At 68.5% G+C, this 23399-nt stretch carries 19 protein-coding genes; 12 read left to right on the plus strand and 7 right to left on the minus strand.

What is annotated here, in order from left to right; genetic code table 11:
• The 6 genes from QZV94_RS09480 to repC all read left to right on the plus strand — a co-directional run.
• Positions 1-695 (plus strand): AAA family ATPase (locus tag QZV94_RS09480; protein WP_293677577.1); only part of this gene is annotated, 695 nt, incomplete at its 5' end.
• Positions 696-707: 12 nt separating this feature from the next.
• Complete coding sequence (locus tag QZV94_RS09485; protein WP_293677578.1) at positions 708-3167, plus strand: S8 family peptidase; 2460 nt, start codon at positions 708-710, stop codon at positions 3165-3167.
• A 154-nt stretch (positions 3168-3321) separates the two neighbouring features.
• Positions 3322-3726, plus strand: a complete 405-nt coding sequence (locus QZV94_RS09490) for a DUF2188 domain-containing protein (protein WP_293677595.1) — start codon at positions 3322-3324, stop codon at positions 3724-3726.
• Between the two features lie 126 nt (positions 3727-3852).
• Complete coding sequence (locus tag QZV94_RS09495; protein ID WP_293677579.1) at positions 3853-4320, plus strand: Fic family protein; 468 nt, start codon at positions 3853-3855, stop codon at positions 4318-4320.
• 250 nt (positions 4321-4570) lie between these two features.
• Positions 4571-4801 (plus strand): transcriptional regulator, encoded by a 231-nt coding sequence (locus tag QZV94_RS09500; protein WP_293677580.1) that lies wholly within the window; start codon positions 4571-4573, stop codon positions 4799-4801.
• Between the two features lie 195 nt (positions 4802-4996).
• Positions 4997-6253: a plasmid replication protein RepC gene (gene repC / locus QZV94_RS09505; RefSeq protein ID WP_293677581.1), complete on the plus strand. Its 1257-nt coding sequence runs from the start codon at positions 4997-4999 to the stop codon at positions 6251-6253.
• An 86-nt stretch (positions 6254-6339) separates the two neighbouring features.
• Here repC and QZV94_RS09510 read toward each other — a convergent pair whose 3' ends face one another.
• Together QZV94_RS09510 and QZV94_RS09515 are read right to left on the minus strand one after the other, a co-directional pair.
• On the minus strand, positions 6340-7617 hold the full coding sequence (locus tag QZV94_RS09510) for a type II toxin-antitoxin system HipA family toxin (protein ID WP_293677582.1): 1278 nt from the start codon (positions 7615-7617) through the stop codon (positions 6340-6342).
• Positions 7614-7841: a type II toxin-antitoxin system Y4mF family antitoxin gene (locus tag QZV94_RS09515; RefSeq protein WP_293677583.1), complete on the minus strand. Its 228-nt coding sequence runs from the start codon at positions 7839-7841 to the stop codon at positions 7614-7616. Before QZV94_RS09515 ends, QZV94_RS09510 begins: the two co-directional genes overlap by 4 nt.
• Before the next feature lie 368 nt (positions 7842-8209).
• Here QZV94_RS09515 and QZV94_RS09520 point away from each other — a divergent pair, with 368 nt between their 5' ends.
• The gene (locus QZV94_RS09520; RefSeq protein ID WP_293677584.1) at positions 8210-9229 is read left to right on the plus strand and encodes a DUF1612 domain-containing protein; all 1020 of its coding nucleotides are present in this window, start codon (positions 8210-8212) and stop codon (positions 9227-9229) included.
• A 257-nt stretch (positions 9230-9486) separates the two neighbouring features.
• Here QZV94_RS09520 and QZV94_RS09525 read toward each other — a convergent pair whose 3' ends face one another.
• The 5 genes from QZV94_RS09525 to QZV94_RS09545 form a co-directional block, all read right to left on the minus strand.
• The gene (locus tag QZV94_RS09525) at positions 9487-10521 is read right to left on the minus strand and encodes a ParB/RepB/Spo0J family partition protein (RefSeq protein ID WP_293677585.1); all 1035 of its coding nucleotides are present in this window, start codon (positions 10519-10521) and stop codon (positions 9487-9489) included.
• A gap of 52 nt (positions 10522-10573) precedes the next feature.
• A complete protein-coding gene (locus tag QZV94_RS09530) occupies positions 10574-11776 on the minus strand; it encodes an AAA family ATPase (protein WP_293677586.1) in 1203 nt (400 codons plus the stop codon).
• A gap of 700 nt (positions 11777-12476) precedes the next feature.
• Positions 12477-13562, minus strand: a complete 1086-nt coding sequence (locus QZV94_RS09535) for a replication initiation protein (RefSeq protein ID WP_293677587.1) — start codon at positions 13560-13562, stop codon at positions 12477-12479.
• Between the two features lie 468 nt (positions 13563-14030).
• Positions 14031-14624: a thermonuclease family protein gene (locus QZV94_RS09540; RefSeq protein WP_293677588.1), complete on the minus strand. Its 594-nt coding sequence runs from the start codon at positions 14622-14624 to the stop codon at positions 14031-14033.
• Between the two features lie 18 nt (positions 14625-14642).
• Positions 14643-16010 carry a DUF1173 domain-containing protein gene (locus QZV94_RS09545; RefSeq protein ID WP_293677589.1) on the minus strand — a complete coding sequence of 456 codons (1368 nt, stop codon included), beginning with the start codon at positions 16008-16010 and terminating at the stop codon, positions 14643-14645.
• A 164-nt stretch (positions 16011-16174) separates the two neighbouring features.
• Here QZV94_RS09545 and QZV94_RS09550 point away from each other — a divergent pair, with 164 nt between their 5' ends.
• From QZV94_RS09550 to QZV94_RS09570, 5 genes are all read left to right on the plus strand, one after another.
• Entirely contained in the window at positions 16175-18472 is a 2298-nt protein-coding gene (locus QZV94_RS09550; protein WP_293677590.1) for a DNA cytosine methyltransferase, read from the plus strand.
• A gap of 319 nt (positions 18473-18791) precedes the next feature.
• Entirely contained in the window at positions 18792-19781 is a 990-nt protein-coding gene (locus QZV94_RS09555) for a phosphoadenosine phosphosulfate reductase family protein (RefSeq protein WP_293677591.1), read from the plus strand.
• 105 nt (positions 19782-19886) lie between these two features.
• Entirely contained in the window at positions 19887-20807 is a 921-nt protein-coding gene (locus QZV94_RS09560) for a toprim domain-containing protein (protein WP_293677592.1), read from the plus strand.
• A complete protein-coding gene (locus QZV94_RS09565; RefSeq protein ID WP_293677593.1) occupies positions 20804-21334 on the plus strand; it encodes a hypothetical protein in 531 nt (176 codons plus the stop codon). The genes QZV94_RS09560 and QZV94_RS09565 overlap by 4 nt, the downstream gene beginning before the upstream one ends.
• A gap of 69 nt (positions 21335-21403) precedes the next feature.
• Positions 21404-23399, plus strand: a 1996-nt coding sequence (locus tag QZV94_RS09570; RefSeq protein WP_293677594.1) for a chromosome partitioning protein ParB, incomplete at its 3' end; no start/stop codon positions are given.

The raw sequence follows: 23399 nt of genomic DNA on the forward strand, positions 1-23399 counted from the left end.
AGCTCGCGCAGCGTTTAGGCCGCGTCCTCACGGAACAGCGCCAACAGGCGCGGCTGCGCGCACGCGGCCTTGCCCCGCGCCGCAAGCTCCTGCTGGTCGGACCGCCGGGTGCGGGCAAGACCATGACCGCTGCAGCCTTGGCCGGTGAGCTGAAGCTGCCGCTCTTCACGGTCTTGTATGACGGCCTGATCGGCAAGTTGATGGGCGAGACGGCCAAGGGCCTCCGCCTTGTCTTCGACGCCATCGCCATGCAGCGTGGGGTCTACTTCTTCGACGAATTCGATGCGATCGGCGGCCAGCGATCCGGCCAGAACGACGTCGGCGAAATCCGCCGCGTGCTGAACTCCTTCCTCCAGTTCCTGGAGAAGGACGACGGTCCGAGCCTGATCATCGCGGCGACGAACCATCCCGAACTGCTCGACAAGGCGCTCTACCGTCGTTTCGACGACGTGATCACCTATGACCTGCCGGATCCTGCCGTTGCGCAGGGCATCCTCGAGGCGCGGCTCGCCACCTTCGATCTGAAGGCAATCGATTGGGCTCAGGTGCTCGCCACCGCTGCCCATCTCTCGCAGGCCGAGGTGGCGCGGGCCGCCGACGAGGCCGCTAAGGTCGCCGTGCTCGCCGGCCATGACGGCGTGACGACGTCGACCTTGCTGACCGCCCTGAACGAGCGGCGAGCGGCGGTTCTCTAACCCCGAGGCCCGATGGCGCTGCCACCCCGCGACCGCCCGCATTTCCACGTCGAAGGCGGCGGGCAAAGCGAGGCGTACACGTCTCCGCGGTTGGTGATCGGCGGGCTTCCGCCGACGCGCGTGCGCGCCGCTCACGCTGCGCGCCTGGGCTTGGCGCTCGGTGCGGCGGTGGCCGCCGGCCGTCAGAGCATCGCCGATCGCGAGGATGGTCTCGCCGAGGGCGCCAAAGGCTTCTACCTGGAGTTTGACTTCCCGGCCGCTGAACGCGCGGCGGTCGAGGCGCTGGAGAACCGGCCCAAGGCCATCGAACTCGTCGCCGTGCGCCCGGTCGCCGAGGGCGATGCCATGGTGTCGGCCACGGTATTCGTTCCGGAGGCCGCGGCCGACTTCTTTGCTCGCAAGGTCGAAGCCTATCGCGACGAGCAGACCAAGGCCGGCGCCCCCAAGAACCAGAACCTTGTGGCGCGGATCGAGGACATTCGCCTTGGCGCCGCCCGGTCACTGTTTACGGACGCCGCTCAGCTGTTTCCAGAGGGCGGGCAACCGGCCTGGTGGGAGGTGTGGCTGCGCGACGGCGGACTGCCGGTCTTCCAGGCTGTCGCCGCCCGGCTGAACGTCGCCGTCAAGGATCACATCCTCAGCTTTCCCGAGCGCGACGTCGTGTTGGCCCTAGCTGACGAAGCCACTATGAACCGCTTGGTGCGCAACTCGGACGCGGTCGCCGAGTTGCGGCTAGCGAAGGACTCTCCGTCGCTCTTCCTGGAGATGCGCACCGTCGATCAGGCGGACTGGGCGGCAGACCTGGCCGATAGGGTCGCGGCCCCGTCGGCGCTCGCGCCGGCTATCTGTATCCTCGATAGCGGCGCGACCCGGGCCCATCCCCTTATCGCGCCTGGCCTGGATCCGGCCGACCAGCACAGCTACGACAACGGCTGGGGCGTGGGCGACAGCGCCCACTGGAATGGGCATGGCTCGTCGATGGCGGGCGTCGCGCTTTACGGGGACCTCGAGGCGGCCCTGTCCCAAGGGGGACCCGTGTCGCTCACCCATCGGCTCGAGACCGTGAAGATCCTGCCGCCGGCCGGCCAGAATGAGCCTCGCCTCTACGGCGCGATCACCGCCACCGGCATAGCCCGGGCGGAGGACCACGCGCCCCGACGCCGGCGGGTGTTCTGCATGGCTGTCACCAGCGACGTCGGTCTCGGGCGAGGTCGGCCGTCGTCCTGGTCCTCGGCCGTCGACCAGCTCTGCTACGGCGGCGGCGACCGTCGCCGCCTCATGGTGCTCGCGGCCGGCAATCTGCGCGGTGACATCCACGCGACCGAGTATCCCGATCGCAATGATCTGGAGGAGGTGGAGAGCCCGGCCCAGGCCTGGAATCCGCTCGTGGTCGGCGCATGCACTGACAAGATCACCATAACGCATGCTGACTACGAGGGCTGGTCGCCGGTCGCGCCGGCCGGGGACCTGTCGCCGGCCAGCCGGACGTCTGCGATCTGGGATCGGCAATGGCCGATCCGGCCGGACGTGGTGTTTGAAGGCGGCAACTTCGCTCACGACGGGGTCAATCCCGCCTCCGCGATCGACGACCTCCAACTCCTGACCACCCACTACCGCCCCAATGTGCGGCTGTTCGAGGCCTTCGGCGACACCAGTGGCGCGGCGGCCCTGGGCGCGAACCTCGCCGCGGGCGTGATGGTAGCCCAGCCGACGCTGTGGCCCGAGACCGTGCGCGGCCTGATCGTCCAATCGGCGGAATGGTCAACCGCCATGCGCGGGAGGTTCGACGCCGCTGGCTCGCAGGCCCAGAAGCTGGCGATGCTTCGCCGCTACGGCTGGGGCATTCCCAATCTCGACCGCGCCCTGCGCAGCGCTTCGAATGACGCCACCCTCATGGTCGAGGACGCGTTGCTGCCGTTCCGCAAGGACGGTTCGCAGATCAAGACGCGGGACATGAACCTGCACCGCCTGCCCTGGCCGCGCGATGAGCTCGCCGCGCTCGGTGAAATGGACGTCGAGCTGCGCATCACCCTGTCCTATTTCATCGAACCCAATCCCGGCGAGCGCGGTTGGACGCGTCGCCATCGCTACGCCTCGCACAGTCTGCGGTTCGCCGTGAAGCGCTCGCTGGAATCGCTTGAGGCGTTTCGACGCCGGATCAACAAGGCCGCGCAGGACGAAGAGGCGGGGGCGACCGGCGCGGGGGGCGGCGACGACTGGGTGCTCGGCCAGATCCGCGACCGCGGCTCACTTCATTCGGACATCTGGCGCGGCAGCGCCGCGGCCCTGGCCGAGCGGGACGCCATCGGCGTATTTCCCGTCAGCGGCTGGTGGAAGGAGAAGCCGTCTCTGCAGCGATGGGATCGCGCGGCGCGCTATGCCCTGCTGGTGTCCATCCGGGCGCCCCAGGCGAACGTGGATATCTACAGCGCCATCGCCAACCAGCTGGTCGTGCCGATCCCGGCCGCCTGACGGGCTCCGGCCGATCCCGTGGGCTGGGAAATGGTGAAGATGGGGGTGTGTGCTGGGCCGGGGTGTTCGGCCACCCGGTCGTATGGCGCATCCTGCACGTGCCGCCTTCAGCACGTCTGGGCGAGGCGCGCGAAGCGGTGATATGCTGGCAAGCATGGCGAGCTCTCCCCGAACGGTTCACGTGATCCCGCATGGTGACGGCTGGGCGATCCGAGCCGCAAGCGGTCGCGCGCCCAAGACGTTTACCAGCCAGGCTGATGCCGTGAAGGCCGCCCAGGCTGAGGTTCGGGAGGGCGGCGGCCAGCTGATGGTGCAGGCCCCGAACGGGCGCGTCCGGAAGTCGTTCACACTGGGTCGGGCGGCCATGGAGAAGCTCAATGCCGTCGAGGGCGTGAAACTTGCCCCTGCGACGAAGAAGGCGTTCAAGGACTTCGATCGCGACGGTCTGTCGCCGACGCAGCGTCGCGCCCAGTTGCGCAAGAACGCCAGCAAACTCGCGAGCGGCCCGAAGGCTGGAACTGCGAACCGCCTGAGCTCCCGCAATGTGTCGAAGGTTTAGCGCCTGAGTTTCGAAGGCTATGACGCCGACGAGGATCCTTACCTGGCCGAGGGCGGCGAGGTTCTGCGCAATCACCCGGGCCTGACCGATCCGGCGCAGCTCGAAGCCTTCGAAGCCGCCTCGGTGATGCAGCGATCGGAAGAAGCCTTCCCGGACGGATCGTTCGACGCGGACCATTTTCGGGCCATTCATCGGCACCTCTTCCAGGACGTCTACGACTGGGCCGGTGAGCCCCGGACCATCCGGGTCTTCAAGGACGGAAGTCCGTTCTCCTATCCGGAGAACTTCGAGCGCGAACTGACCAAGCTGTTCGATGGGCTCCGCAACCGTGACGGGCTGCGCGGTCGGGACGCCGACGGTTTTGCCGCGGGCGCGGCGCATCTGCTGGCCGAACTCAACGCGATCCACCTCTTCCGGGAAGGCAATGGCCGTACCCAGTCGGCGTTCCTGGCCATGCTGGCTGCTGACGCCGGCCATCCCCTCGACCTGACACGGCTCGAGCCCGAGGTATGGATGCGGGCGATGGTGCGGAGCTTCTATGTCGACGCCGGGGACCTCGCGAAGCTGATCCGTAACCTGATCATCGAGGCCTGAAGTGGATCGGCAAACCGGCCGACGTGGTGCGGCGCGAGGCCGTATCATCAGTGAACCGGAATGCGGCGAGGCGCTTGCTGAGTCTTGGCCTTCCCGTCGACAGTAGAGTAGCTCCGCCTCGCGCCGCGACGACTCAGCGGGCGACCCGATTCCGTCTCCGCGCCAAGCGGAATATTTTGCTGTTCGGCGGGATTCGCCGTTCACCTTTACTAATTGCCGCGCGCGGAATCGGCCTCTTATCGGCCGCGCCATGCCAAGCGCTCGCGACCTCGAATATCAAGCTCGATACCAGCGCGATCTTCGCGCCCAGAGGCGCGCCGCGGGGCGCAAACAGCTCAACGCCACCGTCAAGGGCGACCTGGTCGCCCGCCTCGACGGCCTTAAATCGGCGCGAGGGCTGACGAACCGCGACGATGCCCTGGAGCAAGTGCTCGAGGAGTACTTCGTCGAGCATGGCGACACGAAAGGAACCCTGCCGTGAGCACATAGAAAAACCCGGCTCGCGTGAACGCGCCGGGTTCCTCCAGGTCATTTCGCTAGACGGGTTTGGCGACCCGCCCGAGCTCACTAAGTCCCGCTCCTTCTAGCGCAATCACCCGCATCGCTGCAATCCAAAACGCGCTGTTCGCGCGACGGGGACCTGTGTGTCCGCGGCTCCGCTTCAAGGAGCTCGGAAATGCAATCCGTCGAGAACGGGACCGGAGACGTGCGCCGTCTTGCGGATGCCCAATGGGCGTCCGCGCGGCTCGTGGAATCCTACGCAGGCCTGCCCGAAGGGGTGAGCAAGGCGATGCTGCTCGATCGCTTCGAGCGCGCGGCGCCGCGCCTGGATATCGGCGAGGGCCTGGTGCGCCTGATCCGCGCCCTCGTGCGGGTCACCCAGGAGCAGGATTGGACGGGCGGGATCTTCCGGCCGATCGCCTGGCCCTCCAACGACACGCTGGGCGAGGAGCTGCAGCGCTCGCGAACGGCTGTGCAAAGCCTGATCCGGGCCGCCGTGCGCGCCGGCCTGGTCCACATGAAGGACAGCGGCAATGGCAAGCGCTACGGCTTCCGCGGCGACCGCGGCGAGATCGTGGAGGCCTTCGGCTTCGACCTGTCGCCACTCGGCGCGCGCTGGGACGAGTTCGCGGACATCACCGCGGCGCGCGGCATCGAGCAGGCCCGCCGGCGACACCTGCGCCTGAAGGTCGGCGAGGTGCGGCGCGAAGTCCGCACGGTCTGCGCCGACGCCCTGGAACGGGGCTACCTGGGCTACGACTGGCAGCGCGCCGTCGACCTGGCCTCCGGCCGTCTGCCGCGGAGCCCCACCCTCCCCGACCTGGAAAGCCTTGAGACGCAGTTCCTGGGGTTGCTCGCGGCTGTGGATAAGGCGTGGCTAGCGGCCCGTGAAGGAGATGAATCTGAGCCCACGGGCTCTCATGACGGAGCCCATAAAGAACCTACAACCGAACCATCAGCTGAAAGAGCAACGTATTCGGCTTTCCGAGGAGAAGTAGTTGCGGATCGGCCGGGCCCGGACGTCGAAGGTCGTGGTGGTGGGGCGGGGCCGCCGATCGAGGAGGAAGTGTTGCCCCTGTCGCTGGTCCTCGAGGCGGTGCCGGAGATCCATCCATTCCTGGACGATCCGGCGAGCGCCGAATGGGAGGACCTGGTGACGGCGGCGTACCAGGCCACCACCCTGCTGGGGATCAATCTCAGCGCCTGGCGCGAAGCCCGCGAGGCCATGGGCCGCAACCGCGCCGCCATCGCGGTGGCGACCATCCTCGCCCGCTGGCGGAGCGGCGAGATCAAGAGCTCGGCCGGTGGCTATCTGCGCGCCATGTGCGAACGTGAGCGGACGGGCGGCCTGCACCTGATGCCGAGCCTCTTCGGGTTGCGCGATCGCCATCATCCGAAGCCGCGGCGGACGGCGGGGCTGGATCGGCGATGACCCTTGCGATCGTCAGGTCCAGGCGGCCTGGCCAGGCCGCTGGTCGGCGGCTTCTGGGATCGCGAGCCCGTCGTATCGACTGTCGTTCAATGGCCGGCCGCCGAGCGCGCGGCGCCGAGATCGAGCACCTTCTGGGCGCGGCCCCGGATGATGTCCTGAAGCCGCCGCAGCTCCGGACCGTCGAAGCCCGCCCCGGCGACGCCTTCGGTCGCGTCGGTCAGTCTGTCGAACGCCCGTTCAGCGAGCGCCGTCGCCCGGCGGCGTACGAAGGGCGCGCCCATGCCGATCTCCCGGCCGAAGTCTTCCCATGTCGTGGGTGTGAAGTCCGCCAGCATGGCGCGCTTGCCGATCTTCATGGCCAGCTTGGCGTGAACGTCCGGGTAGGCCGCCGTGCACATCAGGTCATAGAGCGGCGCAAACCCGATCCCCTCCGGCCGGTAGAGCAGGCTGAAATTCTTCCCGTGGGCGTCGGCGTTGCCGACGATCACGTTGAAGATCGCCGCATCCAGCAGGCGCAGCACCGCCGGGGCCGGCTGCGCGGAGATGCGCCGGACGAGGTCGAAACAGGGGGGAAAGGTCGGACCGCCCTCGGACGCATACTTCTTCTCCGGCGCGATCGCGAGCGCTTGGCAGAAATCCTCCTGATGCAGCCGCCGCACCGCGCCGTCGGCGGCGACGACGCGATCGTAACGCTCGACCAGCAGGTAGGGCCGATCTGCGGTCCGGCGCGGCTCGACGGGCGCGGCCGGAAGGCCAAGCGCGCAGGCGAGCCGCATCGCCAGCGCCTCGTTCTCGGTCGTCCCCGCGAGCCTTGGGATCGGCGGCTTTAGGATGTGGGTGCTGGGCTGCCCGGGCGCCGGCAAGCCGATGCGGCCGTTGACCAGCACCACCGGCAGCTTCTGCTGGGCGCCGGCCAGCGACAGCCGCAGGCCTTCCTCGCCGGCCAGGAAGGGCCGGATCGGCAAGGTGTCCAGAATCTCCACCAGGCGGACGTCTTCCAGCGGCTGGGCCAAGTCCAGGCCGGACCCCGCCGGCGGCGTCTGGCCCTCCGGCCAGAGCGTCAGGGCTCCGGCCACGTCGCCGCCCAGCTGCTCGAGCAGCCGGAAGTCGTTGGCCTTGGAGACGCCGAGCGCCCGCGCCACCGCCTCGCGTTGCCCTTCGTCGGGCAGGAGGCCCGCGAAGAAGGGCCTGGCTTCCCGGCGATTGAAGGGCTCCGGGCGCTTCGGTAGCGAGATCGAGATGGCGCGCGCGGCAGGATCAGCCAGCCAATCGGCGTCATAGACGAAGCTCAGATCGCCGTGTTCGTCGATCTGCAGCGCCCCCACCACGGCGGCGTCCCACCAGACGGACAACGACTTGATCATGACGCCGCGCCTGGCGTCGCCGGTCGCTCAAGAAGCTGCAGGTCGAGCCCGGCCGCGGCGAGCACCGCGAGCGCGCGGCCGAGCTGGACAGTCGGCTTGCCCCGTTCCAGTTCGACGACGAAGCGCAGGCCGACGCCCGCCGCGGCGGCGAACTCGTCCTGCCGCAGGCCCATGGCCTTTCGCGCGCGGCGAACCGCGGCGCCGATCTCTGCGGTGTTGATCATTAGAAATTGTCCCGCTCGGGACATTACTGGATCAACGGCCAGTGGAAGTCAAGGAATTGTCCCGAGCGGGGCAATTGCTCGTCTGCTAGACCAAGATCGCCCGAACTTTCCCGAACGGGACAATTCATCCGGGACCCTGAAGGGCTGGAGGCGGCGACGAAGGCCAGAGGACTTAAGGCGGGCCGGCAGGTTCTCCGCCGCCCCGCGGCCCGCTCCCTCGGTTGTCGGCCATCCACCCGCATGAACGACGCGATGGCGGATCCTCGAATGAGCTACCGCCAAGCGCCCTCCGTAGGGCCTCGGAGTGGGGTGCATTAACCCTTTCGAAAGGTTCTTAACGAAAGGTTAATCGTTGATAGAATGTGGGAATGTCCGACGTCTCCGAAAGGCTGATCTGGGCGCTTTCCAGTGCTGAGGACGCCGTGAGTCGGCTCGACGAGCGAGTCCGCAGTTGCCCGTACCGCGACGGTTGGATCGCTCGGCTGGATTTTTCGGAAGCTGTGGCCTGGGGGTGGACCTCCGGGGCGGCGGCGTCGGCCGAGGATCTGATCCTGCACGACGAGAACATGGACGTGCGGATGCCGGACGAGGGGCTTCGCGCCGCCCATGGTCTGGTGCGCGCACGGCGCAAGGCGGCCCAGGCTGGAGCTGAGATCCTCTCGCCGGCGGGCGCCAGCTGGCTGGTCGGCCGGCGGCGTCGCGCCCCCCCTCCCCTCCCCGCCTCTGGCCGAGCGGTGCGTGTCGCCGGTGATGCGCTGGTCGCGCCCGAGACCCCCATGCTTGGGGGGCTGTTGGCGTCGATCGAGCGACTGCGCGCCGGCGTCACGGAGGGCGTCGATGACTCGGTGGCGGAGTGGCTGGAACTCCTGGCGCCGCGCGATCGGGAGACGCCGCTCCTGCTGCAGGCGGCGGTGGCGCTGGAGGGATGGCGCATCGTGGAGGCCTATCCGCGGGAGGGGTATCTCGGCGGCGTCCTGGTGTCGCATTGGCTCAAGGATCGTGGGCGGGTCCGCAGCCATCTCCTGGGCTTCGAGGCGGGCGTGCGTGCGGTGACCCGGCGCTCGCGTCCCTCGGCCGGGCTCCCGCCCGCCGAGCGCATCCTGTTCTGGCTGGCGGTGATCGCCGAGAGCGCGGCCCAGGCCTCGGAGGCCCTGAACCGGCTGGAGCTTGCGCGGCAGGTGGCCGTGGCGCGGATGGGCGCGAGACGGGCCCATTCGCACCTTGGCGGCGTGATCACCCTCCTCCTGGAGCGGCCCGTCGTCACCGGCCCCATGGTGGCTCAGCGCCTCGGGGTGACGCCCCAGTCGGCGCGCCGCTTGATCGGCCAACTTGGGGGAACGGTGACCGAGATCAGCGGCCAGGCCCGGTTCAGGGCGTGGCGGCTGTGAAGAAGTAGCCAATCGGCAACCGCCCGAAGGCCCCTGCCCTCCCGTGCGCGGAGTCGCGCATGATGGCCGCGATGTCGAAACGCGCGATTCGCAATCAGGCGTTCGATCTCTTCATCCCGTGGATGGGAGAGCTGAGCCTGAAGGACCAGACCTGGGCGTACGCAAAATGCGACGAGTGGGGAACTTGCGGCGTCGGCACAGCTGAGCCGACGAGCGGAGCACTTGCCAGGTCCGGCCGCCTCCGGATCATGGAGGGGCTATCGGTTTCGAGCAGCGCCTGTTACCCAAAACCGCGCGAGGAGATCGGTGAAGGCGCGTTCGGCGTCCGCCCGGCTCCCACCGGCCTGCAGGAGAAGGGTGACGTTGACCTCCTTCTTGCCCCTGGGCTCGACGCGAAACAGCGGCTGTCCGGTCGGCGACGAGACGACCTCGGCCGACGCCTGACCTGACCGCTTGGGGGATCCTGACTTCTTGGGGGGATCGGAGGCCGACGCCAGGCGGCGGATGACGTCCTGGGGCTTGAGGGGAGGCCCCTCCCCTCTCCCTTTGGTGATGGCGGTTGCTTCCGCCAGCACCCGCCGCTCCCGGTCGTCGGGCTTGAGCAGCGGCTTAAGTTGGGTGACGTGCTTGATCTTCAGCTCGTGCGGATCGTCGAATGCGGCCACGAGATCGGCGGGCAACCGCGCCAGGTCGAGGTAACGGCTAAGCCAGGCTTCCGACACCTTGAGCCGTTCCGCCATGTCCTTCTGGCGCCCGCCGTAGTGGCGACCCAGGGCCTTCAGGTAGTCCCGCGCGCGCTCGATGTCGCTGAGATCTTCGCGGGCCCGGTTTTCCAGATCGGAGATCCGAAAGGCTTCCTCGTCGGTGAGGTCGCGCACCTCCACGAGGAAGCGGAAGTCGGTGTAGTTATGGCCGCGCAGCCAGCTCACCGTCCAATGCCGGCGTGCGCCGCAGATGACCTCGAAGTCGAAGTCGGGGTCGCCCCGCACACGGCGGACGATCGCCGGGACCTCCTGGCGCCCCTGCGCCTTAAAGCTCTCGATCAGGTCCGCGCAGCGGGTCTCATCCAGCTTGGCGTAGTCGCGGTTATGCTCGCTCCAAAGCCGGCAGCGGGCCGGGTCGACCTGCTCGATCGCGCGCGCCACGACCGCGCCGCTGGCGAGCTCGGCCATGCGGTTTTCGCGACCCGCGAGGACGCCGATGGCCATCCGGGTCGAAGCCTCTGGCTGGGGCGCGGTGTCGTCGAGCGCGTCCATCAAGCCGGCGGTAAAGGAGCGGTTCTTGGAGCTCATGGGCGCACCCTTTCTAGCCGAATTGCACCGGTGCAATTTCCGTCGTGGCGGGTCATGCGTGGCCCTCCTTGCGGAGCCGCTCGACGTGGCTCGGCCAGGTCTGGCGAACGTCGAGGAGGATCTCCTCGTTGACCCCGTTGAGGTAGGTCAGGCACCGGTCGCGCACCGCCTTGCTGGTCATCGGGCTGTTGACCTCGTAGACGGTCATCAGGCGCGCGGTGACGTTGTCGATCTCGGCGGAATCCTTCATGGGCGTGCGGATCATCGCGAGCCCGAACACCTGCCGCATGAGCGCCAGAAGCTCCTTCTGCATCGACTTGTTCTCGTCGACCTTGGAGGCGACGATGCGAACGAAGTTGAGGTCCGGCGCGAGGTCGCGCGACGCCAGCTGGGTGAGTGTTTCGTCGAGCATCGCCAGGAACGCCGCGGTCGAGGAGAAGTCCATGACCGTCGGCGGCACCGGGATCACCAGCGCATTGGCGGCCCGTAGCACCGACAGCGAGATCGCCCCCAGCGCGGGCGGCGGATCGAGAATGATCATGTCGAACTGGTCGGCGATCGACGCGATGCCCTGGGCGAGCCGGTCGAGCAGCCGGCCGCCGCCGCGGGCCATCCGCGCGGCCAGCTCATACTCCGACTGGAACAGACGCAGGTTGGCCGGAATCAGTTTCAGCCCGTCAAAGTGGGTGTCGAGCAGGGCGTAGTCGAGCGAGCGCATGTCGTCTTCGCGCAGGTACGGGTAGAGCGTCTGGTCCTCGGTGAGATCTAGGTCGGGCACGTAGCCAAACAGGGTCGTACTGGAGGCCTGACTGTCGCAGTCGATCAGCGCTACCCGGTAGCCCCGGATCGCCATGTACTGGGCGAGGTGGACCGACAAGGTGGACTTGCCGACCCCGCCCTTGAAATTCTGAACGGCGATGACCGCGCAAGGATCTTCCGGCTTGCGCCAGGGCCGCGTGCCGAACACGCCGCGCATGTCGTTCACCTGCGCCAGGGTGTAGCCCACCCGCCGGTTGGTTTCGGTGCGGGGTGGCTCGGGAAGCCGGCCGTCCTTCTCCGCGTCGCGGATCGCCGCCGGCGTACGTCCGACCAGCTCGGCGGCTTCGCTGATCGAAAAGAGCGGCTCGCGGCGCTCGCCCGAGCGCGCGGCCCGCGCGCTGTCGCGCAGGTTCTCGACGACGGCCGAGGCGCGCCGCGCCAGCTGCGAGACGGGCCCGGCGAGTGAGAGGGGAAGTGCTTCGGCGACGTTCGACATGGACCTCACAGCCTCCTGGCAGGTTTCGAAAAACCGACCCCGACCGCCCAAAAAGCGAAAGTGGAGCCGCCTGGACGCTATAAGCGCTTTGTTAAGGGCGCGTTAACGGTACGTGACCAACCTAAATCCCGATTCCAGATTTTCGGCCAGACCCAACCTGACCGATTGGGGGCTCCTCGCCTCGCCCTGAGGCCGTCGTTCCTGGAAATTGCACCGGTGCAATTGCCGCCATGTCCATCAAGGCGCGACGGTCGAGCTACCTGGTGCGGGCCGCGGCGCCAGATCGACGCTCCGAAGTGGGCCGCCGGAGCTTGGTAGGTCGACATCGGGATGAGCGACGGCGCTGGGGACCCCTTGCTCTTCCTGACCAGATGGGGGCCGGACCGGAGGGTGTCGTCGCTTTGCGCTAAATGTCCCTCCCCTCCCGATCGCCGCCGGGGCCACGCCTTGCCGCGCCGTCCGCAATGACCCTGAGAGGCGAAATTGCACCGGTGCAATTTGGCTTGGCGCCGGCCGTCCATCGCCGGTCTGACGGCGCTTAGGGTCACTCGCCTAGGGCAGCTGCGGCGAGGTTGTCTGCGGCGACCTTCGACGAGGGCTATCGACCCATCCGCCTGGCTCCGATCGCTAGCCCAGGGGTCCGGCGCTTCTTAAGGGACTCGGCCGAGACGGCGAAATTGCACCCGTGCAATTCCGTCGCCTAGGGCCTGCCACGCCGCGCCGCAAAGGCCTGGCAGAACCCCGTCCAGGACTTCACCAGCTTGGCCCCCGTGAGGTTCGCCAGGCGCGCGCCCATCTGCTCGCGATAGGCGTCGGCGATTAGGTCGCGGGCCCAGCCGCCCCCATGAACGCGAGCGATCTCGCCAAAGGGCTCGGCGCCGTACTGCAAGGTCCCGGATGGAAACCGCAGGGCGGTGACGTTCGCTTTGGGCCGGGCGGACGATCCCAGGGCCGGAGCGGGGAGGGCAGGGGGCGCCGCCACAGGCTTGATCACGCTCCCACGGCGCGCGCCGGGCCCGACCCCATGTCCCTTGTCGTCGTCGGCCGCCACGAGCTGCGCAGGCGCGCTCTTGGGATGGAAGGTGAATTCGATCTCGACAATCGTGCGGCCGCGACGGATCTCGCGCCAGTCGACGGTGAAGTGGGCGAGATGGTCGATCTCGGACTTGGCCTTCTCAAGCACCTTGCGGCGGAGCTGGGCAAAGTCCTTGTAGAGTTCAGGTGCGATTCCGAACGCCGCGCGGATGGCGGTCATGTCGCCGCGCCAGACGGACTGGCGCCGATAAAGGCGAAGCGCACCCATCTCGTAGAGTCGCAGTGCGTAGCTGGAGCGAAAGCCGAGCACGGCCTGGCGGTTCAGCACCGCGTAGGTCTCGGACTCGCGGATCAAACGGCGGGCGTCGGGGGTGAACTCCCATTCGATCCAGCCGGCTTCCGAACCCTCCTCGTCGACTTCTTCACGCGACGACTGGATCAGGGAAAAGCGCTTGGTGGCCTTGCGACCGCGCCAGGACAGGTCGTCGGCGGCGAAGAGGGTGCGGTGCAGCTCCTCCAGCATATCGGAGATCCGCTCATTGCCCTTGTGGCCGCGGCGGATGTCAGCTTTGCGCATCCGGTGCGCCACGGGCTCCCAGGCGTCGCCGCCCGCGGTTAGGATCATCAGCGCCAGCAGCCGGGCCGCGGTCAGGCTGAGGGACTGGCCCTTGACGAAGCGGACCTCGACCAGGTTGCCGGGCTTGGCGAACTCGTCGCCGTCACGCGCCTGCAGAGCATGCGCGACGCGCATGGCGCGGCCCGGCGTTTCCTCAACACCGCCTTCGAGATCCGCAATGTGCGCCGCATCGACCAGCCGGCGACTCCGTGCTCCAAATCTAGGCCAGCATTCCTGACCTCGAATCAATTCGCAAGTCAGGATACAACACGGCCATGGGGCCGCTCCCCCAAGCGGTCAGGATGACCCCGCCGGGTCAGGTCAGAGCCCCCATCCGGTCAGGTTCGATCCCCCATCGGGTCAGGAGAACGCCCCCGAGCGGTCAGGAATATCGGTCTAACCGATTGTTTCTTCTCCGCGTTTTCCGCCCTGAATTAGAATCCTTGGAATCTAGAAAACCCCGCTGCCGGGCGCAGCGGGCGTTGTTCAAAATCGAAATGAGGAAGGGCGGACAACCGCCAGCGGCCATTGCGGCGTCTGTTGGCCGCGCCTGACCATTGCGCCCCGGAGCCCGCCTGGGCGCGCCGTGGTGGCTTGCGCCGGCTAACTGAGGCGAGCGGCCTCCATCGCCCGCAGGCAGCTCGTCCCGGAACGCGCCCCCACGAAAATCGGCCTAACAGGATCGCCAGCCCGTCGGCGGCGGTAGGTGAAGGGGCTTTCGACGCTCGCGGCCCAGATTCCACGCCGCTGGGCACAGGCCTGCAACCCGTCGTGGTAGTATTCGCCGTCAGGGGAGGGGACCGCATAGCCGGCCGAGACGACCATTCGGGCCAAGTCGCCGCCAGGCCCCGTGCAACGGCCGATCCAGATGACCGGGTCTCGAACGAACGCGGAGGCCTCCTCGCCGACGATCCGGCAGCTCACATCGCCTGCAGCGATAGCCTGGCGCAGCACCTCGCCGCCCGCCACGCCACAGCTGACGAAGCCCCGCCCGACGTCGCAGCGCTGAGCCCTGTCCGGAGCTGCGATTCCGGCGAGCCGGATGCGCTGGCCGGCGATCCAGAGCAGGTCACCCTGCAAGACCGTCACCTCGAAGGGTTCCTTCGACGCCAGCTCGGCGGGCGGTGCAGCGGGCGGAGGGGGCGGCTCGGGCGGCTGAGCCCCCGTCACGGCAGCCGCCACAAGAAACGCGCTCATCAACATGGGGGTAGACTCCTAGTTCGCGGCGCCCGCCGGCGCTCGCCATGGGTTGAACACCTCGCCGTCGGCCGGCGCGCTCGTCGCACCGCCGCTCGCGTGGCCTGCGCCCACCGCTGGCGTCTCACGGCGGGGCAGGGGGGGAAGATCGGCCTCGGCCGTCTCCCAGAGCCACGTGGCCATCCCGGCGTTGCCGGCCATCTCCTGCGCCTTCGCCACGAAGGATGGATCTGCGCCGGATCGGGCGATGTAGAGCGCGGTGGGCGCAGGGGTGGTCTCCGGCATCACGGCCGTCGCGAGCGCCTGAGAGGGCGCCAAGTTGTACCGAAGACTCCGGGTGAACCGGTGGCCGGAGCGCGTCAGCGCCTCCAGCAGAGCCAGATCGAAACCGTCATCCACGGGGATCCAGTTCTGGGTCACGAACATCAGCACCAGCTCTTCCATGGCCGGATAGCCGGTCAGGGACACGGAGAAGGTCCCGAACACCACCAGGTGGCCATCGGCCCGCTGGTCGGCGTGGGACTGAGCGTCCCAGAACGCCAATTCCGTCTCAAAGCGTCGCCGCATAGCCTTGTAGATGTCCTCGTTCAGGGCGAACTCGACTTCAGGCGCGTGCTTCACCACGAGGCGGTGGCCGTATCGACTGGGCTCGATCCGCCTGACTTCGCCCAGAAGCAGCATCAACCTGCGCGCTCCCTTCGGGGCGGAGGCCAAGCGAAGCAATTGAGCCCGCCGGCGAGCGGCCTGTTCATCCTTACGCTGCTCGTTCCAGGGCTCCGGGATGAACAGCAGCGCTGCGAGCCCGGCGCCCTTGGCGGTCATGCCCCCGGCCGCCTCGAGCAGATACTTCCGCACCACTGGCCAGGACCGCTTGCCGCTCATGGCGGGCGTCCACCGGTTGAAACCTGCCTGTTCCCACAGGTAGTGCAGCAAGCCTCGCAGGCTCAGCCGAGAGCCGGTCGTCGCAACGCTTTCGGGCTCGGCGCCTTCGCCGATCACCGGCGCCTTGCGGGCAACCTTCGTCAGCGGGAATCCCAACTTCAGCGTCGTCGATCCATCCAGCGGATCCTCGCTGATCGCCGACCCAAGAACCTCACCGAGGCCGCTCAGGCCGGCCGGAGGCTCGAAGCTCGGACAGCTCCACGCATGGTCGGGACCGGTCCCGGGCATGCGTTTCAGGTGAAAGTTCGTTGCGATCCTGGCGATGTACATCTCGACGCCGCCCGGGATGCAGCGACATCGAGGTCGAGGCCCTGTCGCACGCTGGCTGTAGGCGGCGCGAAGCTCTGCCTGGAGAGACTCATCCGCTCCGGCGACGGCGCGGCCGTCTATTGAGTAGCTCGGGCGATCGGGCGGCGAATGGGCCCCGGCCGTTCCACGCAGCATGGCGCAGACCCTCCTTCGAGGATCCGCGAACTCCACGGCGACGCCACTCTCTCACAAGTGGCCTCCGCCTCCAACTCGAAGCGGTCCCGAGAGGGCAGGGCAGGGGAGGGCGAGCGACGGGCGAAACGCCCCCTTGGGGCGCACCCCTGTCGGAGCACACCCCCATGTCACACTCCCAACTGGCGGCGGCGCATCGGACCCGCCCGGAGCTGCCCCTCGACGCGCCGGCCTATGAGCCGTCGCGCAGCGCCCTGAGCTACGCCAGTCGTCCTGCCGGGCGCGCGGCGAACGACAACGAGGGCTTGATCCTCGACCTGTTCGCCGGCGGCGGCGGCGCGTCAGAGGGCATCCTGCTCGCGACGGGCCGGCATCCGGACATTGCGGTGAACCACGACCCGGACGCCCTCGCCATGCACGAGGTCAACCACCCCACGACCCTTCACCTCTGCGAGGACATCCGCAAGGTCGACGTGCCCGCGCTCATGAGGCTGTTCGGGGGCCGCCCCGTCGACCTCATGTGGGCCTCGCCGGACTGCAAGGACCACTCAAAAGCGAAGGGCGGCACGCCCAAGAGCAAGAACATCAGAGCTCTGGCGTGGGAGGTCTTGCGCTGGGCGGCCGCCGTCCGGCGGAGCACCGGGCGCCTGCCGGCCATCATCTGCCTGGAGAATGTCGAGGAGTACGCCAATTGGGGGCCGCTCCACAGGTACGGCAAGCGCGCCGGCGCCGTGAACAAGAAGAAGCGCGGCAAGTTGTTTCGGCTCTGGATCGATCAGTTCCGCAGTCTGGGCTTCACGCAGATCGAGTGGCGCGAGCTCGTCGCCGCCGACTACGACACCCCCACCACGCGCAAGCGCCTCTTCGTCATCATGCGGAGCGACGCCGGGCTGATCCGCTGGCCCGACCCCACCAACGCCAAGCACGTCGAGACCGGCGATCTGTTCGCCGCCCAGTTGAAGGCCTGGCGACCGGCGGCCGAGATCATCGACTGGTCCTTGCCGATCCCGTCGATCTTCGGCCGCAAGCGGCCGCTCAAGGACAAGACCCATCGCCGGCTCGCCCGAGGGATCCAGCGCTTCGTCATCGAGGCGGCGAACCCGTTCATCGTCCCCGTCACCCATACCCAAGGGGGCGACGCCGTCCGCTCGACGAAGGCGCCTCTGAAGACCGCGACGACGGCCAAGGGCGGCGAGTTCGCCCTCGGGGCGCCGGTCATCATGCCCCTGACGCATGGCGGCGCCATCGATCGCTCATACCGGCCGACTGGACCCCTCCCGGCGCTGACCGCCGCCCATCGCGGCGAGCAGGCCATCGCCAGCGCCTTCCTCAAGCCCCGCTATGGAGAGTGCGACGGCCAGGCCCCGCGCGTCCGTTCGGTCTTGTCGCCAGCCCCCGCCGTTGTGCCGACCGGCGATGGCGGCGACCTCGCCGCCGTCTACCTCGCCCGCCAATTCGGCGCGACGGTCAGTGGCCGTTCCATCACCGCGCCGCACCCCGCGGTCATGACGGAGGGCGGCGGGGGAAAGTCCCAGGTCGTGGCGGCCCACCTCTTGCGGGTCGACCACACCAGCGGAGCGGCCGAGCGCAAGGGGGTGCATGCGCCCATGGATCCCCTGCGTACAATCAGCTCCGCGGGCGGATTCGCGGTCGCGGGTTTCAGCGTGGTCCGTCCCGCGCGGGAATCCACCGGGTCGACAATGGGCGAGCCGCTGCTGACCTCCGCCTGTCACGCCAAGGACGCCCTCCTGGCGGTGCACATGGACCAGCACAACGGCGAGCGCACCGGGCGGGCCCTCAGGGAGCCCCTGACAGCGCTCACCCACAGGGCGACACAGCAAAAGCTCGCCGTGGCGGTGATCGACAAATACTACAGCTCTGGCGTCGCCCACGGCGCCAACCAGCCGTTCGACGCGGCCACCGCGAAGGCGCGCTTCTCGCTGGCCACGGCCTTCCTGGAGCAGGCCAACACCGGGATGGTGGGCCATGACGTCCGCCGCCCCGTCAGCACGATCGTCGCAGGCGGGCACGACTCTGGCTGGGGCACGACGCAACGTCTCGTCGACTTCGGCTTGGAGGCGGCGTGCGCCGAGATCGACGCGCCGCCGGGATCACGACGCCGCCAGGTCCTCGAGTTCCTCTGGACCCACTTCGGCGTCCCGTCAGCCAGCGAATGGGCCGATCCCCTGGCCACAGCCCAGGGCCGCCTCCGGTTCGGCCTCGTCGTCGTCGCAGGGGCCGCCTACTGCATCGTCGACATCGGCATGCGCATGCTCGTGCCCCGCGAGCTCTATCGCGCCCAAGGCTTCGGCGACGACTACGTCATTGACCGCACCGCTGACGGCCGAGCCCTGTCGAAGACCGCGCAGACCCGAATGGCCGGCAACAGCGTTCCACCCCGCGTCGCCGCCGCGATCCTCCGCTGCAACGCCCCAGAACGGATCCTCCTCAGGAGGGCGGCATGATCGCGCCGCCCGCTCGCAGCGCGCGCCGCGACGTGCGCAATCCCCTGCTCGCCTTGCCAGCGGCGCGTGCGCTCTGCGCGCTGCCCGAGGACCAGCGCTTGGCCGTCGCAGCCGTGCTGCAGGACCTGGCTGACGACGCCGGGCGCCGCGCTCAGGAGTCCTGGCGACGGCACAAGGCGCCCATGGCCGTCTACTGGAAGGCGTGCGCGGTTTACGCCCGCCACTTGGCGCGGGCCTTGCGGGCAGGCGCCGCCCTGCCGGTCGGCGCAGGGGCGAACGGGGAGGGTGGTCCCGGGCGGCATCAACCCTGGAGGCGCTCATGCGCTCGCGGCCCGACTTGAACAGCTACGATTTCATCCTGGTCGCCTTCTCGGGCGGCAAGGACAGCGCAGCCGTGCTGCTCGACCTGCTTGAGGCCGGGGTCGATCCGCGCCGCATCGAGTTGCACCATCACCTGGTCGACGGCGACGGCCCCAGCTTCATGGATTGGCCTTGTACGGCCGCCTATTGCCAGGCCGTCGCCAGCGCGTTCGGCATCCCCCTGTTCATGTCCTACCGGGAAGGCGGCTTCCTGCGGGAGATGCATCGCCGCCAGGCGCCGACTGCGGCTGTCGTCTTCGAGGACGCCGACGGCGGCGTCCGCCGGGCCGGGGGCTGCTCCAAAAAGCTCGGGACACGCCTTCGTTTCCCGCAGCGTACCGCTGACCTCAGCCGGCGCTACTGCAGCTCCGCGCTGAAGATCGACGTCATGGACGCGGTGATCCGAAACCAAGAGCGCTTCCTGGGCTGCCGCACGCTGGTCTGCACGGGCGAACGCGCCGAGGAATCGCCTTCACGCAGCGCGTACGCCGCCTTCGAACCGCACCGGTCAGATACCCGCGACGGCGCACGTCGCCGCCGTCTGGTGGACCACTATCGCCCGGTCCACGGTTGGGCGGAGCAGGAGGTGTGGGCGGCCATGCGCCGACATCGCCTCGTACCGCACGTGGCCTACCAGCTCGGCTGGTCCAGGGTCAGTTGCATGACGTGCGTGTTCCTGTCCGCGGACGGTTGGGCGACTGTCCGAACGGTTTTCCCCGAACGCTTCCACATCATCGCGGAGCGCGAGGCGGCGTTCGGCTGCACGATCCACCGAACCCTCACGGTCTCGGACCTGGCGGACCGCGGCACGCCCTACCCAGCGGCTATCAACTCGCCGCAGCTGGTCTCTCAAGCCCGCGATGCCCAGTGGCGGCTGCCCATTCTGGCGACCCACGGAAGCTGGTGTTTACCGCCGGGGGCCTTCGGACGCGGCAGCGGTCCGCCCTGACGACGCTCGCGCGACAACGCTCATTCCTGCACGCGTGAGTTGATCAAGCCAAGTGCCACTTGTACGCTGCTTCCCGGCGCTTCTTCTGGTCCTGGAGACGACGTCATGTCCTTGTCCGATATCGTCAAAGCCCTAGGTGGCGAGCAATACGGCCCCCGTCGGGCGATGATTCCGGGGCCCGGCCACGGTCCGACCGATCGCTCCGTGTCCCTGCTTGTGGACCCGAGCGGCCGCCTGGTCGTCCGCTCCTGGGGCCGCAGTTCCTGGCAGGAGGTCCTCGACGATCTGCGTCGTCGCAACTTCATCGACGATCACAACCGCCTGGCCGGCATGGGCGTCCGCGAAGGTTACCATGGCCCCGAAGCGAGCCCCGCCGAGAAGGTGCGGGTCGCGGCCGCGATCTGGGCCGAGGCGGCTCCCACTCTCGGAACCCTCTCCGAACGCCACGCGCACTCGCGAGGAATCGTGCGCGCGCTGCCCGGCCCGGACGTGCTGCGCCACGCCTCAAGAGCCCCCCTGCGGGCATATGATCCCTCCGACGGGCGCACCCATGCCGCCATGGTCGCCGCGATCACCTGCCCCACAGGCGAGCTCACCGCGATCGAGATCACCTACCTTGACCGCACAGGCGCCCAGGAAACCCGGATCCGGCCCGCGCGAAAGGCGGTCGGTTCAATTCCTCCGGGTTCGGCGGTACGGATCGATCCGCCCGACGCCGAGATGCTGGTCGGGGAGGGCTTCTTCACCACGCTTGCCGCCACCGAGCGTTTCAGCCTGCCGGGTTGGGCGACCCTTTCCACCGCACGCCTTCGCACCTGGTCGCCGCCGTCCGGCGTCCGGTCTGTCCTCGTCGCCGGCGACAACGGAATAGACGGACGACGTTCCGCCTTCTGCTTGGTCCGGCGCCTGCGGGCCAAGGGCGTGCGCGCCGAGGCCGTGTTTCCGCCGCTCAGCTTCGACGACTTTAACACCTTCGCCTGCGCGCGCCGCGCTCGCGCAGCCTCAACGCCGGAGGTTCGACCATGAACGACTTCACCGACATGTTCGCGGCCGCGCGCGCGGCGACCCTTCCACTGGCGCCGCGCCAGGCGTTAAGCCCTGCGTTCAGCGCAGATGCTGCGATCCGCGAGATCCACGACTACCTCTGCGATCTTCACTACATGGCGTTTCAGGCGCTCTACGGTCCACCGCCGGCGGGCGTCCGGGTGCGCCGCGTCCACTCTGGATTGGCCGGCGAAGCCCTTGAGCCGCGCTACCTCGCCACCCTGCCCAACCGAGCCGGTCCGCATGAGCTCGCGTGGTTGGACTCCTTCGCCTACGGCCTCGACCACTGGGACGAGGCGGCCATGGCCAATCCCTGCATCTTCACGGCTGCAGGGGCGGGCCCCACGGTCAACCGATGGCGTGTCAGCTTGATGCCCATGGCCGAGGTCCTAGGGGGTGCGGCGCGGCGGCTCGGCGCGAGCCACCGCTGGCGCGAGCTTCAAAACCTGTCTGAAGCCTGGCGGGACTTCTCCGGCCCGCCGGCCGGCCACGGCGGGGCGGCTCCGTAGGAAAGGGGAAGGGAGGTCAACGCGGGTGTGCGGCAGGCGAGATGGGCTCGCCGGCACAGGAGACCTCCGATGAGCTCGGACGACACCACGCCTGCGGTCACGACCGCCAACAGCGCCTTCGACAACATCCCTGAACAGTTCGTGCCGCTGAACCAGATCGGCATCGCGCCGGAAAACCTCCGCGCCTCAGAGCCGCCGGACGACGACATCCCACAGCTCGCCGAGACGCTGTTCGCAGGCGGCCAGCTGCTTGCCCTCTTCGTTCGGCCGGCCCGGGGCAAGAAGGAGTTGCCCTTCATGGCCCTCGACGGCCGCCGCCGTCGCTTCGGGTTCCTGGCCCTGCTCGATCAGGGCCGCATCGCCGAAGATCACCCCGTCCGGGTCAAGGTCCTGACCGATCCTGCCCTGCAGGTCGCCGCGGCTATGCTGCCAAACACCGAAAGCGTTGCGCCCGATCTGGTCGACGTGATCCAGGCGGTCGGGCGGATGAGCAAGCTCAAGCTGTCGCCGGGCGACATCGCCCGCGCCCTCGGATACAAGCGCCAGGAGGTCCTTGGCTGGACCGTGCTGGCGGATCTCGACGCCTCCGTGCTGACCGGGGTGCGAGAGGGTCGGATCACCCTCAAGCAGGCGAAGCTTCTGACGAAGCTCCCTCCTGACGATCAGCGCCAGATCGCAGACAACGCCCGCACCTACGGCACGCTCTACGACGCCACGCTCCGCAACCGGCTCAATGGGACGCTCGTGACGGTCGCCGATCGCCGCGTACGTCTGGCCGGCCTGGAGAGCTACAAGGCCGCCGGCGGCCGGGTGGACAGCGACCTCTTCGGCGAGGAGCCGGACGTGATCGTCGACCCCGCGATCCTGCAGCAGACCTGGGAGCAGCAAGCGCTTCCGGTCATCGAGGCGCTCAAGGCCGAAGACCTGGAGGTCTTCCTCAGCGACTACCGGACCGCCATTCCCGAGGGCTTCAAGGCCCTCCCGTACCGCTACGCTATTGAGGTCCCCGACGATGAAGCCGAGACCATCGACGCGCTTGAGAGCAAGGTCCATGACGCGCGCAGCACGGTGTCGGCGGTTGAGGCGTTCACCGATGCGACGCGCGGCGCGCTACTGGACCTGGTCGCGGCCGACCTCGATTTCCATCGGGCGCTCCACGCCTCCTCCATTGCGGCCGCGACCCTGATCCCGGATGCCCGGACGGGGGTGGAGGTCGTGTTCTACGCCGCTGACCTGCCCGAGGAGACCATCGACGCCGCGGAACAGGACGACGACCATGAGGACGCCTCACCTCAGCCGCCCAGCATCCCGCGCGCGCGCAAGGTCGGCGACATCGAGGTCCCGAATGTCGATCTGGACCCCACCGTCACCACCCACGCCCTCAATGAGCGCTACACGGATCTCGCCACGCGCGGACTGATGCGCGCGCTTGTCGACGACCCGCAAGCCGCCCTGATCCTGCTGATCGCCCGCCTGTTCGCCTCGGTCGGCCTGCAGTCGTCGGGTGACGTCAACGCCAGCATCTCGACCCTGGAGGCCAAGCCCTACCAGCGTTCCGGGGCGCCGCCGATCGACAGCCTGGATGGCGAAGTTTGCGCGCGGCTCGATGCCCGGCGCGAGGCCTATCTCGCTTCGGGTGAGCGCCCGATCCCCTGGATCGCCGGCCTAAGCCATGGCGAGCGCATGCAGTTCCTCGCGGAACTCATGGCGATGAGCCTCAACGGGCGCGAGTTCGCCACTCACGCCAAACGCCACGGCGCCCGGGCCGAGGCCGTGGAGGTGCGAGACCTGACGAGCTACGACATCACCGACCACTGGGTCCCCGACGTCGAGTTCTTCGGCGCGCACAATAAGCGTCAGCTGCTGGAGATCCTCCAGACCATGGGCGCGGACACCGCGCCGGCGACCGGCCTCAAGAAGGATGACCTTGCCGCTCACACCGCCGACGCGGCGTCGGAACATCGCTGGGCGCCGGCCGCGCTCTCTTGGCGAAACCAGGCGCCGCCAGAATCCGGCGAGGCCGGCGACGACGAACACGATGGCGTAGGCCTCGAGTTTCTGGACG

Source organism: uncultured Phenylobacterium sp. (assembly GCF_902826855.1).
GTDB lineage: Bacteria > Pseudomonadota > Alphaproteobacteria > Caulobacterales > Caulobacteraceae > Phenylobacterium.

What these genes read in the sequence shown, in the direction of transcription:
- QZV94_RS09565 (WP_293677593.1), top strand. Translation starts at nt 20,804, where the DNA reads ATGAACGACTTCACCGACATGTTCGCGGCCGCGCGCGCGGCGACCCTT.
- QZV94_RS09520 (WP_293677584.1), top strand. Translation starts at nt 8,210, where the DNA reads ATGTCCGACGTCTCCGAAAGGCTGATCTGGGCGCTTTCCAGTGCTGAG.
- QZV94_RS09510 (WP_293677582.1), bottom strand. Translation starts at nt 7,617, where the DNA reads ATGATCAAGTCGTTGTCCGTCTGGTGGGACGCCGCCGTGGTGGGGGCG.
- QZV94_RS09485 (WP_293677578.1), top strand. Translation starts at nt 708, where the DNA reads ATGGCGCTGCCACCCCGCGACCGCCCGCATTTCCACGTCGAAGGCGGC.
- QZV94_RS09550 (WP_293677590.1), top strand. Translation starts at nt 16,175, where the DNA reads ATGTCACACTCCCAACTGGCGGCGGCGCATCGGACCCGCCCGGAGCTG.
- QZV94_RS09515 (WP_293677583.1), bottom strand. Translation starts at nt 7,841, where the DNA reads ATGATCAACACCGCAGAGATCGGCGCCGCGGTTCGCCGCGCGCGAAAG.
- QZV94_RS09495 (WP_293677579.1), top strand. Translation starts at nt 3,853, where the DNA reads ATGCAGCGATCGGAAGAAGCCTTCCCGGACGGATCGTTCGACGCGGAC.
- QZV94_RS09530 (WP_293677586.1), bottom strand. Translation starts at nt 11,776, where the DNA reads ATGTCGAACGTCGCCGAAGCACTTCCCCTCTCACTCGCCGGGCCCGTC.
- QZV94_RS09545 (WP_293677589.1), bottom strand. Translation starts at nt 16,010, where the DNA reads ATGCTGCGTGGAACGGCCGGGGCCCATTCGCCGCCCGATCGCCCGAGC.
- QZV94_RS09490 (WP_293677595.1), top strand. Translation starts at nt 3,322, where the DNA reads ATGGCGAGCTCTCCCCGAACGGTTCACGTGATCCCGCATGGTGACGGC.
- repC (WP_293677581.1), top strand. Translation starts at nt 4,997, where the DNA reads ATGCAATCCGTCGAGAACGGGACCGGAGACGTGCGCCGTCTTGCGGAT.
- QZV94_RS09535 (WP_293677587.1), bottom strand. Translation starts at nt 13,562, where the DNA reads ATGCGCGTCGCGCATGCTCTGCAGGCGCGTGACGGCGACGAGTTCGCC.
- QZV94_RS09525 (WP_293677585.1), bottom strand. Translation starts at nt 10,521, where the DNA reads ATGAGCTCCAAGAACCGCTCCTTTACCGCCGGCTTGATGGACGCGCTC.
- QZV94_RS09555 (WP_293677591.1), top strand. Translation starts at nt 18,792, where the DNA reads ATGCGCTCGCGGCCCGACTTGAACAGCTACGATTTCATCCTGGTCGCC.
- QZV94_RS09500 (WP_293677580.1), top strand. Translation starts at nt 4,571, where the DNA reads ATGCCAAGCGCTCGCGACCTCGAATATCAAGCTCGATACCAGCGCGAT.
- QZV94_RS09560 (WP_293677592.1), top strand. Translation starts at nt 19,887, where the DNA reads ATGTCCTTGTCCGATATCGTCAAAGCCCTAGGTGGCGAGCAATACGGC.
- QZV94_RS09540 (WP_293677588.1), bottom strand. Translation starts at nt 14,624, where the DNA reads ATGAGCGCGTTTCTTGTGGCGGCTGCCGTGACGGGGGCTCAGCCGCCC.